Raw genomic sequence first — 12,377 nt, 5'->3', positions numbered from 1 at the left:
GGTGAGAGGTGTCTAGTCCCTCAACCTGGTGAGCGGTGCAACAAACGCTTAGGCCTTCAGTGGGACCAAACGTGGGGCAATCATGTTTTCGGGGCGCAGGATGTCGTCGAGCATGGCGTCGTCGAGCAAGCCTTCTTCGCGCACCAGTTCCAGCACGCCGCGGCCGCTTTCGAGGGCGATACGCGCGATGCGGGTGGCGTTTTCATAGCCGATGTACGGATTCAACGCGGTGACCAGGCCGATGGAGTGCTCCACCAGTTCGCGGCAGCGCGCTTCGTTGGCGGTGATGCCGACGATGCAGTGCTCGCGCAGCATGTCCATGGCGCGTTGCAGCAGGCGGATCGAGTCGAAGATCTTGAAGGCGATCAGCGGTTCCATCACGTTCAACTGCAGTTGGCCGCCTTCGGCTGCCATGGTCAGGGCCAGGTCGTTGCCGATGACCTGGAAGGCCACTTGGTTGACGGCTTCCGGGATCACCGGGTTGACCTTGCCGGGCATGATCGAGCTGCCTGGCTGGCGTGCCGGCAGGTTGATCTCGTTGATGCCGGTACGTGGGCCGCTGGACAGCAGGCGCAGGTCGTTGCAGATCTTCGACAGCTTCACCGCAGTCCGCTTGAGCATGCCGGAGAACAGCACGAAGGCGCCCATGTCGGAGGTGGCTTCGATCAAGTCCGCCGCCGGAACCAGCGGCTGGCCGCTGATGGTGGCCAGGCGTTGTACGGCCAGGGCCTGGTAACGCGGGTCGGCGTTGATGCCGGTGCCGATGGCGGTGCCGCCCAGGTTCACTTCGGTCAACAGCTCCGGCGCCAGGGTTTTCAGGCGGGCCAGGTCTTCGTTGAGGGTGGTGGCAAAGGCGCGGAATTCCTGGCCGAGGGTCATCGGCACGGCGTCTTGCAATTGGGTACGGCCCATTTTCAGCACGTGGTTGAACTCGACGCCCTTGGCGGCGAACGCCTGGATCAGGCTGTCGAGGCTGGCCAGCAGCGCGTCATGGCCCAGCAGCAGACCCAGGCGGATCGCGGTTGGGTAGGCGTCGTTGGTCGACTGCGCCATGTTCACGTCGTTGTTCGGGTGCAGGTACTGGTATTCGCCCTTGTTGTGGCCCATGGCCTCCAACGCGATGTTGGCGATGACTTCGTTGGCATTCATGTTGGTTGAAGTGCCGGCGCCGCCTTGAATCATGTCCACCACGAACTCTTCGTGGAAGTCGCCGCGGATTAGGCGGGCACAGGCTTCGCTGATGGCTGCGTGCTTGGCTTCGCTGAGCTGGCCCAACTCGCGGTTGGCGTCAGCGGCTGCTTGCTTGACCATTGCCAGGCCGACCACCAATTTCGGGTAATGCGAAATCGGAACGCCCGAGAGGCGGAAGTTATTCACCGCTCGCAGGGTCTGGATGCCGTAATACGCTTGGGCAGGTACTTCGAGTACGCCAAGCAGGTCTTTTTCTGTGCGGAATGATGCAGCGGAGGACATGATGGAAATCATCTCGATATGGACCCGGAACTAGCCGGAACGCTGTGAATGCTAGGCTTGTGGAAGTTTTTGGGCCAATGCTGTTAAGCACTGGCCTATGCACAAACGGCATAATGGTCGTGTGACCCGGCTATCATGGCGGGCGTGTGGGCCAAAATGGTGCGCACCCGTGGGAGGAACTGATGAACCTTGAGAGCAAATGGCTGGAAGACTTCAGCGCCCTGGCGGCGACGCGCAGTTTTTCCCAGGCGGCGGAGCGACGCTTTGTCACCCAGCCGGCGTTCAGTCGCCGTATCCGCAGCCTGGAGGCCGCACTGGGCCTGACCCTGGTCAACCGCTCGCGCACGCCGGTGGAATTGACGGCGGCGGGGCAGTTGTTCCTGGTGACCGCGCGCACGGTGGTCGAGCAGCTCGGTGAAGTGCTGCGCCATTTGCACCATCTGGAAGGCGGGCAGGGCGAAGTCATGCAAGTGGCGGCGGCCCACTCCCTGGCGCTGGGCTTCTTCCCGCGCTGGATCGCGCAACTGCGCAACGAGGGTTTGAACATTGCGACCCGTTTGGTCGCCACCAACGTCGGCGACGCCGTGCATGCCCTGCGCGAAGGCGGTTGCGACTTGATGCTGGCGTTCTACGACCCGGATGCGGCGATGCAGATGGATCCGGAGATCTTCCCGTCACTGCACCTGGGCAATACCGAAATGCTCCCGGTGTGCGCCGCCGATGCCGAGGGCAAGCCATTGTTCGACCTGGAAGGGGAAGGCAGTGTGCCGCTGCTGGCCTACAGCGCCGGAGCATTTCTGGGGCGTTCGGTGAACCTGCTGTTGCGCCAACGTGCCTTGCGCTTTACCACGGTTTACGAAACCGCGATGGCCGACAGCCTCAAAAGCATGGCCCTGGAAGGCCTGGGCATTGCCTGGGTGCCGCAACTGAGTGTGCGGGCGGAACTGGCCCGCGGTGAGCTGGTGGTGTGCGGCGGGTCGCAATGGCACGTGCCGCTGGAGATTCGTTTGTACCGCTGTGCGTTGGTGCGCAAGGCGAATGTGCGGTTGTTGTGGCGCAAGCTGGAAGGTGGCGCGGCGCAGACTACTTGAGCCCAACACCGCTCAACGGTGGGAGGGGGCAAGCCCCCTCCCACAGGGATTTTTGGTGTTTTCGCTGACTCTTAAGTCAATAAAATCGTTGGTTTGCGCCGCTAGACAGATGGTCAACCGAGGGGCTGTTTATCTGCGTTATTACGGTATACTGCGCGGCCTTCGGCCGGTCCAACCGGCCTTAATTCGTACACCAAGCCACGCCGGATTTCCCGCGTGGCTTGTTGTTTTTTGACGCGCCTGCGGGCGCCCAGAGAGAAGAGGCACGACGATGAGTGCATTGGTTGGCGTGATCATGGGCTCCAAGTCCGATTGGTCCACCCTTAGCCACACCGCCGATATGCTGGAAAAACTCGGCATTCCGTATGAAGTGAAAGTGGTCTCTGCCCACCGCACCCCGGATTTGCTGTTCCAGTATGCCGATGAAGCAGAATCCCGTGGCATCGAGGTGATCATCGCCGGTGCCGGCGGTGCAGCGCACCTGCCGGGCATGTGTGCGGCCAAGACCCACCTGCCGGTGCTTGGCGTACCGGTGCAGTCGTCGATGCTCTCGGGCGTGGATTCGCTGTTGTCCATCGTGCAGATGCCAGCCGGTATTCCGGTGGCAACCCTGGCGATCGGCAAGGCCGGCGCGATCAACGCCGCGTTGTTGTCCGCCAGCATCCTGGGCGCCAAGCACCCGCAGTTCCACGCGGTGCTGAAAAAATTCCGTGCTGAACAAACAGACAGCGTGCTGGACAATCCAGACCCACGTATCGCCTGAGGTTGTTGACGATGAAAATCGGTGTAATCGGTGGCGGCCAACTGGGTCGCATGCTGGCCCTGGCGGGAACGCCGCTGGGGATGAACTTCGCTTTCCTGGACCCGGCGCCGGATGCCTGTGCGGCCGCGTTGGGTGAACACCTGCGCGCTGACTACAGCGACCCGGCCCACCTGCGCCAACTGGCCGACGAAGTCGACCTGGTGACCTTCGAGTTCGAAAGCGTCCCGGCCGAAACCGTGGCCTTCCTCTCGCAGTTCGTGCCGGTGTACCCGAGCGCCGAAGCCTTGCGCATCGCCCGTGACCGCTGGTTCGAGAAGAGCATGTTCAAGGACCTGGGCATTCCTACCCCGGCCTTCGCCGATATCCAGTCCCAGGCGGACCTGGACGCCGCCGTCGCCAGCATCGGCCTGCCGGCCGTGCTGAAAACCCGCACCCTGGGTTACGATGGCAAGGGCCAGAAAGTCCTGCGCACCGCCGCCGATGTGGTCGGTACTTTCGCCGAGCTGGGCAGCGTGGCCTGCCTGCTGGAAGGCTTCGTGCCGTTCACCGGCGAAGTCTCGCTGATCGCCGTGCGTGCCCGCGATGGCGAGACCCGCTTCTACCCGCTGGTGCACAACACCCACGACAACGGCATCCTCAAGCTGTCCGTGGCCAGTACCGATCACCCGTTGCAGGCCCTGGCCGAAGACTATTCCAGCCGTGTGCTCAAGCAACTGGATTATGTCGGCGTGATGGCGTTCGAGTTCTTTGAAGTCGACGGTGGCCTCAAGGCCAACGAAATCGCCCCGCGCGTCCACAACTCCGGGCACTGGACCACCGAAGGCGCCGAGTGCAGCCAGTTCGAGAACCACCTGCGCGCGGTGGCGGGCTTGCCGCTGGGCTCTACGGCCAAGGTGGGCGAGAGCGCCATGCTCAACTTCATCGGTGTGGTACCGCCGGTTGAAAAAGTCGTCGCCATCGACGATTGCCACCTGCATCACTACGGCAAGGCCTTCAAGGCCGGGCGCAAGGTCGGCCACGCCAACCTGCGCTGCCAGGACCGTGCGACGCTGCAAGCGCAGATCCTTAAAGTAGAGGCGTTGATCGCCGAGCAATAATCCTGGGGGCGGCGGGAACCATTGCCGGCCGCCGTCTCTCTGATGGCAGGATGATAAAGCCTGACTAGGCTTTGTCATGACCCACATTCAATCAGAGGGAAATGCCATGGGTATCATCGGAACCATCTTTATCGGCCTGATCGTCGGCCTGCTGGCGCGTTTCCTCAAGCCCGGCGACGACAGCATGGGCTGGATCATGACCATCCTGCTGGGTATCGCCGGCTCCCTTGCCGCCACCTATGGCGGTCAGGCACTGGGTATCTACCAGGCAGGCCAGGGCGCGGGCTTCATCGGCGCATTGGTCGGCGCCATTGTGTTGTTGGTGATCTACGGCCTGATCAAAAAGAAGTAATCGAGCGACAAAGTCCTCTGCGCTGCGCAGGCGCAGAGGGCTAGAATGCCGGCACTGTTTACCTTGTCGAGCTCCTCCATGCGCCGTCTCCTCTTGATGTTTCTCCTGTTGGGCCCTGGCCTGGCTCATGCTGGCGAATTGCCGGAAACCGACTGGCTGGACCTGATGCCGCTGTCGGACCAGAAAGCCCTCGAACAGATGCCGGAAATCGACCACAACTCCCCCGAAGCCCAGGGCACCTTTACCGACAAAGGTGGCTTGAAGCAGAGCAAGGGGTTGCCGGCGGTGATGTATTCCACTAAGACCGTGGCCGCCATGAACGGCAAGAACATCCGCATCGGCGGTTACCCGGTGCCCTTGGAAACCGACGCCAAGGGCCGCAGTACGCTGTTCTTCCTGGTGCCGTACCCCGGCGCATGCATCCACGTGCCGCCACCGCCGCCGAACCAGTTGGTATTGGTGCGTTACCCCAAGGGGTTGAAGCTGGATGATATCTACACGCCGCTGTGGGTCACGGGCACGGTGAAGGTGGAGACGGTCAACAATGACCTGGCCGATGCGGCGTATGCGTTGGATGCGCAGAAGGTGCGGGCGGTGAAGGAGTCGGATCTCTAAAACCCAACGCATAACAATGTGGGAGGGGGCTTGCTCCCGATAGCGGTCTATCAGACACAAATGTGCTGACTGACCCTCTGCTATCGGGAGCAAGCCCCCTCCCACATTTTGATTGGGTTTACAGCTCGAGACTGATGATGCTCACGCCCAGCGTGTGGCTTTCGCCCGGCGCCAACGCCACCACATCATCCAGCACATTGGCCGTCTCGATGCACAACATGCCCTGCCAGCCGTCGTCGGCCATGTCGTCGAAGGCCTTGGCCCGTTCGGTCCAGGGGTTCCAGATCACGGTCGACCGGGAACCTTCGCTGGTGAGCTGGACGCGGCGCTGCCAGTCTTTATCAACGATGTTCAGCTGAGCGGGGGTGTCGAGGTAGATGCGGTCGGTCTCGGCGCTGAAGTGCAGCAGCCCCGCCTGTTGCCGGGTGGCCCAACCGTCGGCGGTATCGATATACGAACACCCGTCCAGGCCTTCGACCTGCACGTTGCGCACGTCGCTTACGGCGAAGTAGGTGTGCAGCGCCTGGCTGAGGGTCACCGTTTCGTGGCCATGGTTATGGCTGGTCAGGCGAATGTGCAGTTGATCGTCCAAGCGCAGGCTCAGCTTCAGGTCGACCTGATGGGGCCAGCCGGGAAAGCCGCCCGCAGGTACGGGGAGTACCAGATCGACGCGCAGCGCGTCGCCGTCGCCGTCGAGTTCGGTCGTGGCCAATTCCCAGATCGCAGTACGCACGAAACCGTGGGCCCCCGCAGGTTGATCGCTCTGGCGCATGGCCTGCACGCTGTGCGGGTTGCGGTCGAACACGCCAAACCACGGCCAGCACACCGGTACACCGGTGCGGATACCTTTGCCGGCCTTGAAGACGGCGGCCTTGTTCGGCCAGATCAGCGGCTGCTCGCCTGCGCGTTGGTAGCTGAAGATGTGCGCGCCCTGTTGGGCCACCATCAGTTCGGCACCGTTGTGGCGGATGCGCCAGCAGTCCAGCTCGTCGATTTTCACGGTTTCAACGTGGGGCGTGGGCATAACAAAGCACTCTCAATGGCAGGCAATGGGCAATTGACCGTCAAAACCCGGCGAGGTTTAACGCGCCCGCGACGGCACCGAACGGGTACGGCCGCTGCCATCGATGGCGACGAACACGAACACCGCCTCGGTGACCTTGCGCCATTCGCTGGACAGCGGGTCGTCGCTCCACACTTCGACCATCATCTGGATCGAGCTGCGGCCGATTTCCAGCGCCTGGGTATAGAAGGACAATTGCGCGCCCACGGCCACCGGCACCAGGAACGCCATGCGATCAATGGCCACGGTAGCCACACGCCCGCCTGCGACCTTGCTGGCCATCGCCGTTCCGGCCAGGTCCATCTGCGAGACCAGCCAGCCGCCGAAGATATCGCCGAAACCGTTGGTTTCACGCGGAAGCGCGGTGATTTGCAGGGCGAGATCGCCTTGCGGAATGGGATCTTCTTGTTCGAGTTCGATCATGCCGAGGGTGCCTCTGAGCCGTGACGCTTCATGGGTGTTTCAAGTGGATAGTCGTCTCGTAGAAAAACATTCCAGCACCCACGCACGACGCGAGCTGTGTTTCTCGTAAGGCGTACTAAAGGGAAACTCTGCCAAACCGGCTGGATGGCACCCAACGGCGTTTTGGCACAGCAGCCCCTCAAGACTGCGGGTCTGGCGCTTGCAAGGGCCGAGTATATCGAGACGCTGGCGTCGCGACGACCTCTGGGCGCTCATTTGGTCGGTAAATAGACGCTGTAATGGAGCTTTTTCCGGCAACTGTTCTTCTGCCCAGGTTGACGGACTCTCTGCGCCGTGGGTATTTCGCCTGTCTGGACGGTTAAGCGTTCGGCGCTGTGCTTTTTCCGGCGATTTGTTATCTTGCCAGACCGCCGCAAGCCCAGGGCGTGCCGTCCCTATTACGCTGATTACTATAAGAGAAGCCTTGCCATGTCCTCCGTGCCCGCAAGCAGTGCGCAACCGTCGCGCCCGCTGACCCGCAACGACTACAAAACCCTGTCGCTGTCTGCCTTGGGCGGGGCGCTGGAATTCTACGATTTCATCATCTTCGTGTTTTTCGCCACCGTGGTCGGAAAACTGTTCTTCCCGGCCGACATGCCCGAGTGGCTGCGTATGATGCAGACCTTCGGCATCTTCGCCGCCGGCTACCTGGCGCGCCCCCTGGGCGGCATCATCATGGCGCACTTCGGTGACCTGCTGGGCCGCAAGAAAATGTTCACCCTGAGCATCTTCATGATGGCCGTGCCGACCCTGATCATGGGCCTGCTGCCGACCTACGCGCAGATCGGCCTGTGGGCGCCGATCCTGTTGCTGCTGATGCGCGTGATCCAGGGCGCGGCGATCGGCGGCGAAGTGCCGGGCGCCTGGGTGTTCGTCTCCGAGCACGTCCCGCCGCGGCACATTGGCTACGCCTGCGGCACCCTGACCAGCGGCCTCACCGCCGGCATCCTGTTGGGTTCGCTGGTGGCCACCGCCATCAACACGCTCTACAGCCCGGAACAGGTCTCGGATTACGCCTGGCGCATCCCGTTCCTGCTCGGCGGTGTGTTCGGCCTGCTGTCGGTGTACTTGCGCCGCTGGCTGCATGAAACGCCGATCTTCGCCGAGATGCAGCAACGCAAGACGCTCGCCGCCGAACTGCCGCTGCGCGCGGTACTGCGTGACCACCGTGGCGCCATCGTGCTGTCGATGCTGCTGACCTGGCTGCTGTCGGCCGGCGTCGTGGTCGTCATCCTGATGACCCCGACCGTGCTGCAAACCCTCTATCACTTCAGCCCGACCGTTGCGCTGCAAGCCAACAGCCTGGCCATCGTGACCCTGAGCCTGGGCTGCATTGGCGCCGGCGCCCTGGCCGACCGCTTCGGTGCCGGCCGCATACTCTTGGCCGGCTGCGCGATGTTGCTGGCGACCTCCTGGACGCTGTATCACAGCCTGCTGGACCACCCGGACTGGCTGTTCCCGCTGTACGCCCTGACCGGCCTGTTTGTCGGCACCATCGGCGTGGTGCCTTACGTGATGGTCAAAGCCTTCCCGCCGGTGGTGCGTTTCAGCGGGTTGTCGTTTTCCTACAACGTGGCCTACGCCGTGTTCGGCGGGCTGACGCCGTTGGCGGTGTCGCTGCTGATGAAGGAAAGCCCGATGGGCCCGGCCTACTACGTTGCCGTCCTGTGTGTGATGGGGATGGGGGTGGGTGGGTATCTGTGGAAGCGCGGCAGGTAATCAAGCATCTGAAGATCGTTCCTGCGCAGTAGCGTAGGAGCGATCATAGGTTACAGAGTGTTTCAGCGTCATCGCTTCAACCGCCTCGCCATCCCCGTCTTTTCGGCACTTGCCGCCTGCAGCCGCTTTTTCTCGCAATACTGGCCTTTCATCTAATTGTCATATTCCGGACATAGAGTGTTCACACGGCCTACCGATACTTGGTCCCGATCTAACTATCACTATCTGCTAGGAGTAAGGCATGAAACTGAAGCGTTTGATGGCGGCAATGACTTTTGTCGCTGCTGGCGTTGCGACTGCCCACGCGGTGGCCGCTGGTGTTGACCCGGCAATTCCGGCTTACGTGAAGACCACTGGTGTGTCGGGCAACTTGTCCAGCGTCGGTTCCGATACCCTGGCTAACCTGATGACCCTGTGGGCTGAGGGTTACAAAAAGGAATACCCGAACGTCAACATCCAGATTCAAGCTGCTGGTTCTGCCACTGCGCCACCTGCGCTGACTGAAGGCACCTCCAACCTGGGCCCGATGAGCCGCAAGATGAAGGACACTGAACTGGCTGCCTTCGAGCAGAAGTACGGCTATAAGCCAACCGCTATCCCGGTTGCCGTGGATGCCCTGGCCGTGTTCGTCCACAAAGACAACCCGATCAAGCACCTGACCATGGAACAAGTCGACGCGATCTTCTCCTCGACTCGTCTGTGCGGTAGCAAAGCCGACGTGAAAACCTGGGGCGACCTGGGTGTGACCGGCGACCTGGCCAACAAGCCAGTGCAATTGTTCGGTCGTAACTCGGTATCCGGCACCTACGGCTACTTCAAGGAAGAAGCCCTGTGCAAAGGCGACTACAAGCCTAACGTGAACGAACAACCTGGCTCGGCTTCGGTCGTGCAGTCGATCAGCTCCTCGCTGAACGGCATCGGTTACTCGGGCATCGGCTACAAGACCGCCAGCGTGAAGACTGTGGCCCTGGCCAAGAAAGGCAGCACTGACTTCATCGAAGACAGCGAAGAAAACGCCCTGAACGGCAAATACCCACTGTCGCGTTTCCTCTACGTTTACGTCAACAAAGCCCCGAACAAGCCGCTGGCTCCACTGGAAGCTGAGTTCGTGAAACTGGTGCTGTCGAAGCAGGGCCAGGAAGTAGTAGTGAAAGACGGTTACATCCCACTGCCAGCCAAAGTAGCCGCCAAGGCCCTGGCTGACCTGGGTCTGAAAGAAGGCAACTAAGTTGCTAGGCCGGGTAAAACCGGCCTTTCTGTAGGAGCGAGTGGCGATAGAGCACCGCGTTTATTCAGAAGCGGCGCTTATCGTTAACGTTCTTCGCGAGCAAGCTCGCTCCTACAGAACCTGCGAATTTTTTGGTCCGCTGCCAGCCCTGCTAAGCGGCGGATTTTTTGCGTCACTGCACTGTCATCTTTCTGTCATACAGGATCGCTAGGGTGTGCGCATGAATGATCTGGCCAATTCCACCATGACGACGACTTCTCCCCCCAAGCGCATTGACTTCAATACGCCTGAGCTGCAACGCAAGCGCCGCATTCGCGCGCTCAAGGATCGCCTGACCCGTTGGTACGTGCTGGTCGGCGGCCTCGCCGTTCTCGGCGCTATCACCTTGATCTTCTTCTTCCTGGCCTACGTGGTCGCGCCCTTGTTCCAAGGCGCCTCGCTGACCAAGGAAGCCGCGCTGACACCGGCGTGGATACAAGACGCGGGCAAGCCGTTGATGATCTCTCTGGAAGAACAGAACCAGGTCGCCATGCGGGTTTCCGACAAGGGCCAGGCGCTGTTCTTCGACGTGGGCACCGGTGCCGAACTCAAGCGCGTCGACCTGCCGCTGGCGGCCGGCGTCAGCGTGGTGTCGATTGGTAAAGACCAGCCGGGCAGCCCGCTGGTGATCCTCGGTTTGTCCAATGGCCAGTCCCTGGTGTTCCGCCACACCTACAAGGTGTCCTACCCGGACGGCAAGAAGACCATCAGCCCGGCGATCGAATACCCTTACGGCGAAACCCCGATCGTGCTGGATGACGCCGGTCGCCCGCTGGAGCATGTCGCGCTGAACGCCACCGACACATCGCTGGTGGTGGCCGGCTCGGCCGGTTCGCGCTTGAACGTGCTGTCCCTGAGCCGTGAAGAAAACATGATGACCGGCGAGGTCACCAGCGAGCAGAAGCGCATCGAGCTGCCGCAGATGACCGAGCCGGTGAAGGCGATCTTCATCGACCCACGCCAGCAGTGGCTGTACGTGATCAACGGCCGTGCCCTGGCCGATGTGTTCAGCCTGCGCGACAAGAGCCTCAACGGTCGCTACAAACTGCTGGAGGATGGCGGTGCCGAAATCACCGCCAGTACCCAACTGGTGGGCGGTATCTCGCTGATCGTCGGTAACTCCAAGGGTGGCCTGGCCCAGTGGTTCATGGCCCGTGACCCGGATGGCGAACAGCGCCTGAAGCAGATCCGCACCTTCGAGATGGGCACTGCGCCCATCGTTGAAATCACTGCCGAAGAACGTCGCAAAGGCTTCACCGCCCTCGACGCTTCCGGCAAATTCGGCGTGTTCCACAGCACCGCCCACCGCACCCTGTTGGTGGACCCGGTGGTCGACGGCCAGGGCGTGTTCGGCCTGTCGCCACGGGCCAACCGCGTGATCGTCGAAGCCGGCGGCAAGCTGCAACCGTTGCTGCTCGACAACCCGCACCCGGAAGTGTCGTGGAGCGCGCTGTGGAGCAAGGTCTGGTACGAAAACTACGACGAGCCTAAATACGTCTGGCAATCGACCGCCGCCAACACCGACTTCGAACCCAAGATGAGCCTGGCGCCGCTGACCTTCGGTACGCTGAAGGCCGCGTTCTACGCCATGTTGCTGGCCGCACCGCTGGCCGTTGCGGCGGCGATCTACACCGCGTACTTCATGGCCCCGAGCCTGCGCCGCAAGGTCAAGCCGGTGATCGAGCTGATGGAAGCGATGCCGACGGTGATCCTCGGCTTCTTCGCCGGCCTGTTCCTCGCGCCGTATGTCGAAGGGCATCTGCCGGGGATTTTCAGCCTGCTGATGCTGGTGCCGATTGGTATCCTGGTGGCCGGCTTTGTCTTCAGCCGCCTGCCTGAGTCCATTCGCCTGCGGGTTCCCGATGGCTGGGAAAGCGCGATCCTGATCCCGGTGATCCTGTTTGTGGGCTGGCTCTCGCTGTACATGAGCCCGTACCTGGAAACCTGGTTCTTCGGCGGCGACATGCGCATGTGGATCTCCCACGACCTGGGCATCACCTATGACCAGCGCAACGCCCTGGTCGTTGGCCTGGCCATGGGGTTCGCGGTGATCCCGAACATCTACTCCATCGCCGAAGATGCCGTGTTCAGCGTGCCGCGCGGCCTGACCCTGGGCTCCCTGGCCCTGGGCGCCACGCCGTGGCAGACCATGACTCGCGTGGTCATCCTGACCGCCAGCCCGGGGATTTTCTCGGCGCTGATGATCGGCATGGGCCGCGCCGTAGGCGAGACCATGATCGTACTGATGGCCACCGGTAACACCCCGGTGATGGAGATGAACCTGTTCGAAGGCCTGCGCACCCTGGCGGCCAACGTCGCGGTGGAGATGCCCGAGTCGGAAGTGGGCGGCAGTCACTACCGCGTGCTGTTCCTCTCGGCGCTGGTGCTGCTGTTGTTCACCTTCATCATGAACACCCTCGCCGAGCTGATTCGTCAGCGTCTGCGCAAGAAATACTCGTCGCTTTAAGAAAGGTA

General features: G+C 61.8%; 11 protein-coding genes. 8 read left to right on the top strand and 3 right to left on the bottom strand.

The features are described 5' to 3' along the window. Positions 1–48: 48 nt before the first annotated feature. On the bottom strand, positions 49–1,473 hold the full coding sequence (gene aspA / locus ACS5Q8_RS28950) for an aspartate ammonia-lyase (protein WP_017850012.1): 1,425 nt from the start codon (positions 1,471–1,473) through the stop codon (positions 49–51). Positions 1,474–1,655: 182 nt separating this feature from the next. Between aspA and ACS5Q8_RS28945 the strand changes: the two genes are divergently transcribed. From ACS5Q8_RS28945 to ACS5Q8_RS28925, 5 genes are all read left to right on the top strand, one after another. Then, positions 1,656–2,564: a LysR substrate-binding domain-containing protein gene (locus ACS5Q8_RS28945; protein WP_276195508.1), complete on the top strand. Its 909-nt coding sequence runs from the start codon at positions 1,656–1,658 to the stop codon at positions 2,562–2,564. A gap of 271 nt (positions 2,565–2,835) precedes the next feature. Beyond that, positions 2,836–3,327, top strand: a complete 492-nt coding sequence (gene purE, locus ACS5Q8_RS28940) for a 5-(carboxyamino)imidazole ribonucleotide mutase (RefSeq protein ID WP_003195648.1) — start codon at positions 2,836–2,838, stop codon at positions 3,325–3,327. A gap of 11 nt (positions 3,328–3,338) precedes the next feature. Continuing rightward, positions 3,339–4,424 (top strand): 5-(carboxyamino)imidazole ribonucleotide synthase, encoded by a 1,086-nt coding sequence (locus ACS5Q8_RS28935; protein ID WP_276195507.1) that lies wholly within the window; start codon positions 3,339–3,341, stop codon positions 4,422–4,424. A gap of 106 nt (positions 4,425–4,530) precedes the next feature. Then, complete coding sequence (locus ACS5Q8_RS28930) at positions 4,531–4,776, top strand: GlsB/YeaQ/YmgE family stress response membrane protein (protein ID WP_005792540.1); 246 nt, start codon at positions 4,531–4,533, stop codon at positions 4,774–4,776. Between the two features lie 78 nt (positions 4,777–4,854). Continuing rightward, positions 4,855–5,391, top strand: a complete 537-nt coding sequence (locus ACS5Q8_RS28925) for a DUF3299 domain-containing protein (RefSeq protein ID WP_276195505.1) — start codon at positions 4,855–4,857, stop codon at positions 5,389–5,391. A gap of 118 nt (positions 5,392–5,509) precedes the next feature. Here ACS5Q8_RS28925 and ACS5Q8_RS28920 read toward each other — a convergent pair whose 3' ends face one another. Both ACS5Q8_RS28920 and ACS5Q8_RS28915 read right to left on the bottom strand, forming a co-directional pair. Next, the gene (locus tag ACS5Q8_RS28920) at positions 5,510–6,415 is read right to left on the bottom strand and encodes a D-hexose-6-phosphate mutarotase (RefSeq protein WP_276195504.1); all 906 of its coding nucleotides are present in this window, start codon (positions 6,413–6,415) and stop codon (positions 5,510–5,512) included. A 57-nt stretch (positions 6,416–6,472) separates the two neighbouring features. After that, on the bottom strand, positions 6,473–6,877 hold the full coding sequence (locus ACS5Q8_RS28915) for an acyl-CoA thioesterase (protein ID WP_010566936.1): 405 nt from the start codon (positions 6,875–6,877) through the stop codon (positions 6,473–6,475). 468 nt (positions 6,878–7,345) lie between these two features. Between ACS5Q8_RS28915 and ACS5Q8_RS28910 the strand changes: the two genes are divergently transcribed. From ACS5Q8_RS28910 to ACS5Q8_RS28900, 3 genes are all read left to right on the top strand, one after another. Beyond that, entirely contained in the window at positions 7,346–8,635 is a 1,290-nt protein-coding gene (locus ACS5Q8_RS28910; protein WP_276195503.1) for an MFS transporter, read from the top strand. A gap of 241 nt (positions 8,636–8,876) precedes the next feature. Further along, positions 8,877–9,863 carry a phosphate ABC transporter substrate-binding protein PstS gene (locus ACS5Q8_RS28905; RefSeq protein ID WP_247404674.1) on the top strand — a complete coding sequence of 329 codons (987 nt, stop codon included), beginning with the start codon at positions 8,877–8,879 and terminating at the stop codon, positions 9,861–9,863. A 472-nt stretch (positions 9,864–10,335) separates the two neighbouring features. Beyond that, positions 10,336–12,369, top strand: a complete 2,034-nt coding sequence (locus ACS5Q8_RS28900) for an ABC transporter permease subunit (RefSeq protein ID WP_426102258.1) — start codon at positions 10,336–10,338, stop codon at positions 12,367–12,369. The last annotated feature ends 8 nt before the right edge of the window (positions 12,370–12,377 follow it).

Source organism: Pseudomonas sp. PAMC25584 (assembly GCF_058135675.1).
Note: the sequence above shows the minus strand (reverse complement) of the source record. Positions and strands in the feature narration are given on the sequence as shown.

Excerpts from the sequence above, each read along its gene's own strand:
- aspA (WP_017850012.1), bottom strand. The coding sequence starts at position 1,473 with ATGTCCTCCGCTGCATCATTCCGCACAGAAAAAGACCTGCTTGGCGTA.
- ACS5Q8_RS28945 (WP_276195508.1), top strand. The coding sequence starts at position 1,656 with ATGAACCTTGAGAGCAAATGGCTGGAAGACTTCAGCGCCCTGGCGGCG.
- purE (WP_003195648.1), top strand. The coding sequence starts at position 2,836 with ATGAGTGCATTGGTTGGCGTGATCATGGGCTCCAAGTCCGATTGGTCC.
- ACS5Q8_RS28935 (WP_276195507.1), top strand. The coding sequence starts at position 3,339 with ATGAAAATCGGTGTAATCGGTGGCGGCCAACTGGGTCGCATGCTGGCC.
- ACS5Q8_RS28930 (WP_005792540.1), top strand. The coding sequence starts at position 4,531 with ATGGGTATCATCGGAACCATCTTTATCGGCCTGATCGTCGGCCTGCTG.
- ACS5Q8_RS28925 (WP_276195505.1), top strand. The coding sequence starts at position 4,855 with ATGCGCCGTCTCCTCTTGATGTTTCTCCTGTTGGGCCCTGGCCTGGCT.
- ACS5Q8_RS28920 (WP_276195504.1), bottom strand. The coding sequence starts at position 6,415 with ATGCCCACGCCCCACGTTGAAACCGTGAAAATCGACGAGCTGGACTGC.
- ACS5Q8_RS28915 (WP_010566936.1), bottom strand. The coding sequence starts at position 6,877 with ATGATCGAACTCGAACAAGAAGATCCCATTCCGCAAGGCGATCTCGCC.
- ACS5Q8_RS28910 (WP_276195503.1), top strand. The coding sequence starts at position 7,346 with ATGTCCTCCGTGCCCGCAAGCAGTGCGCAACCGTCGCGCCCGCTGACC.
- ACS5Q8_RS28905 (WP_247404674.1), top strand. The coding sequence starts at position 8,877 with ATGAAACTGAAGCGTTTGATGGCGGCAATGACTTTTGTCGCTGCTGGC.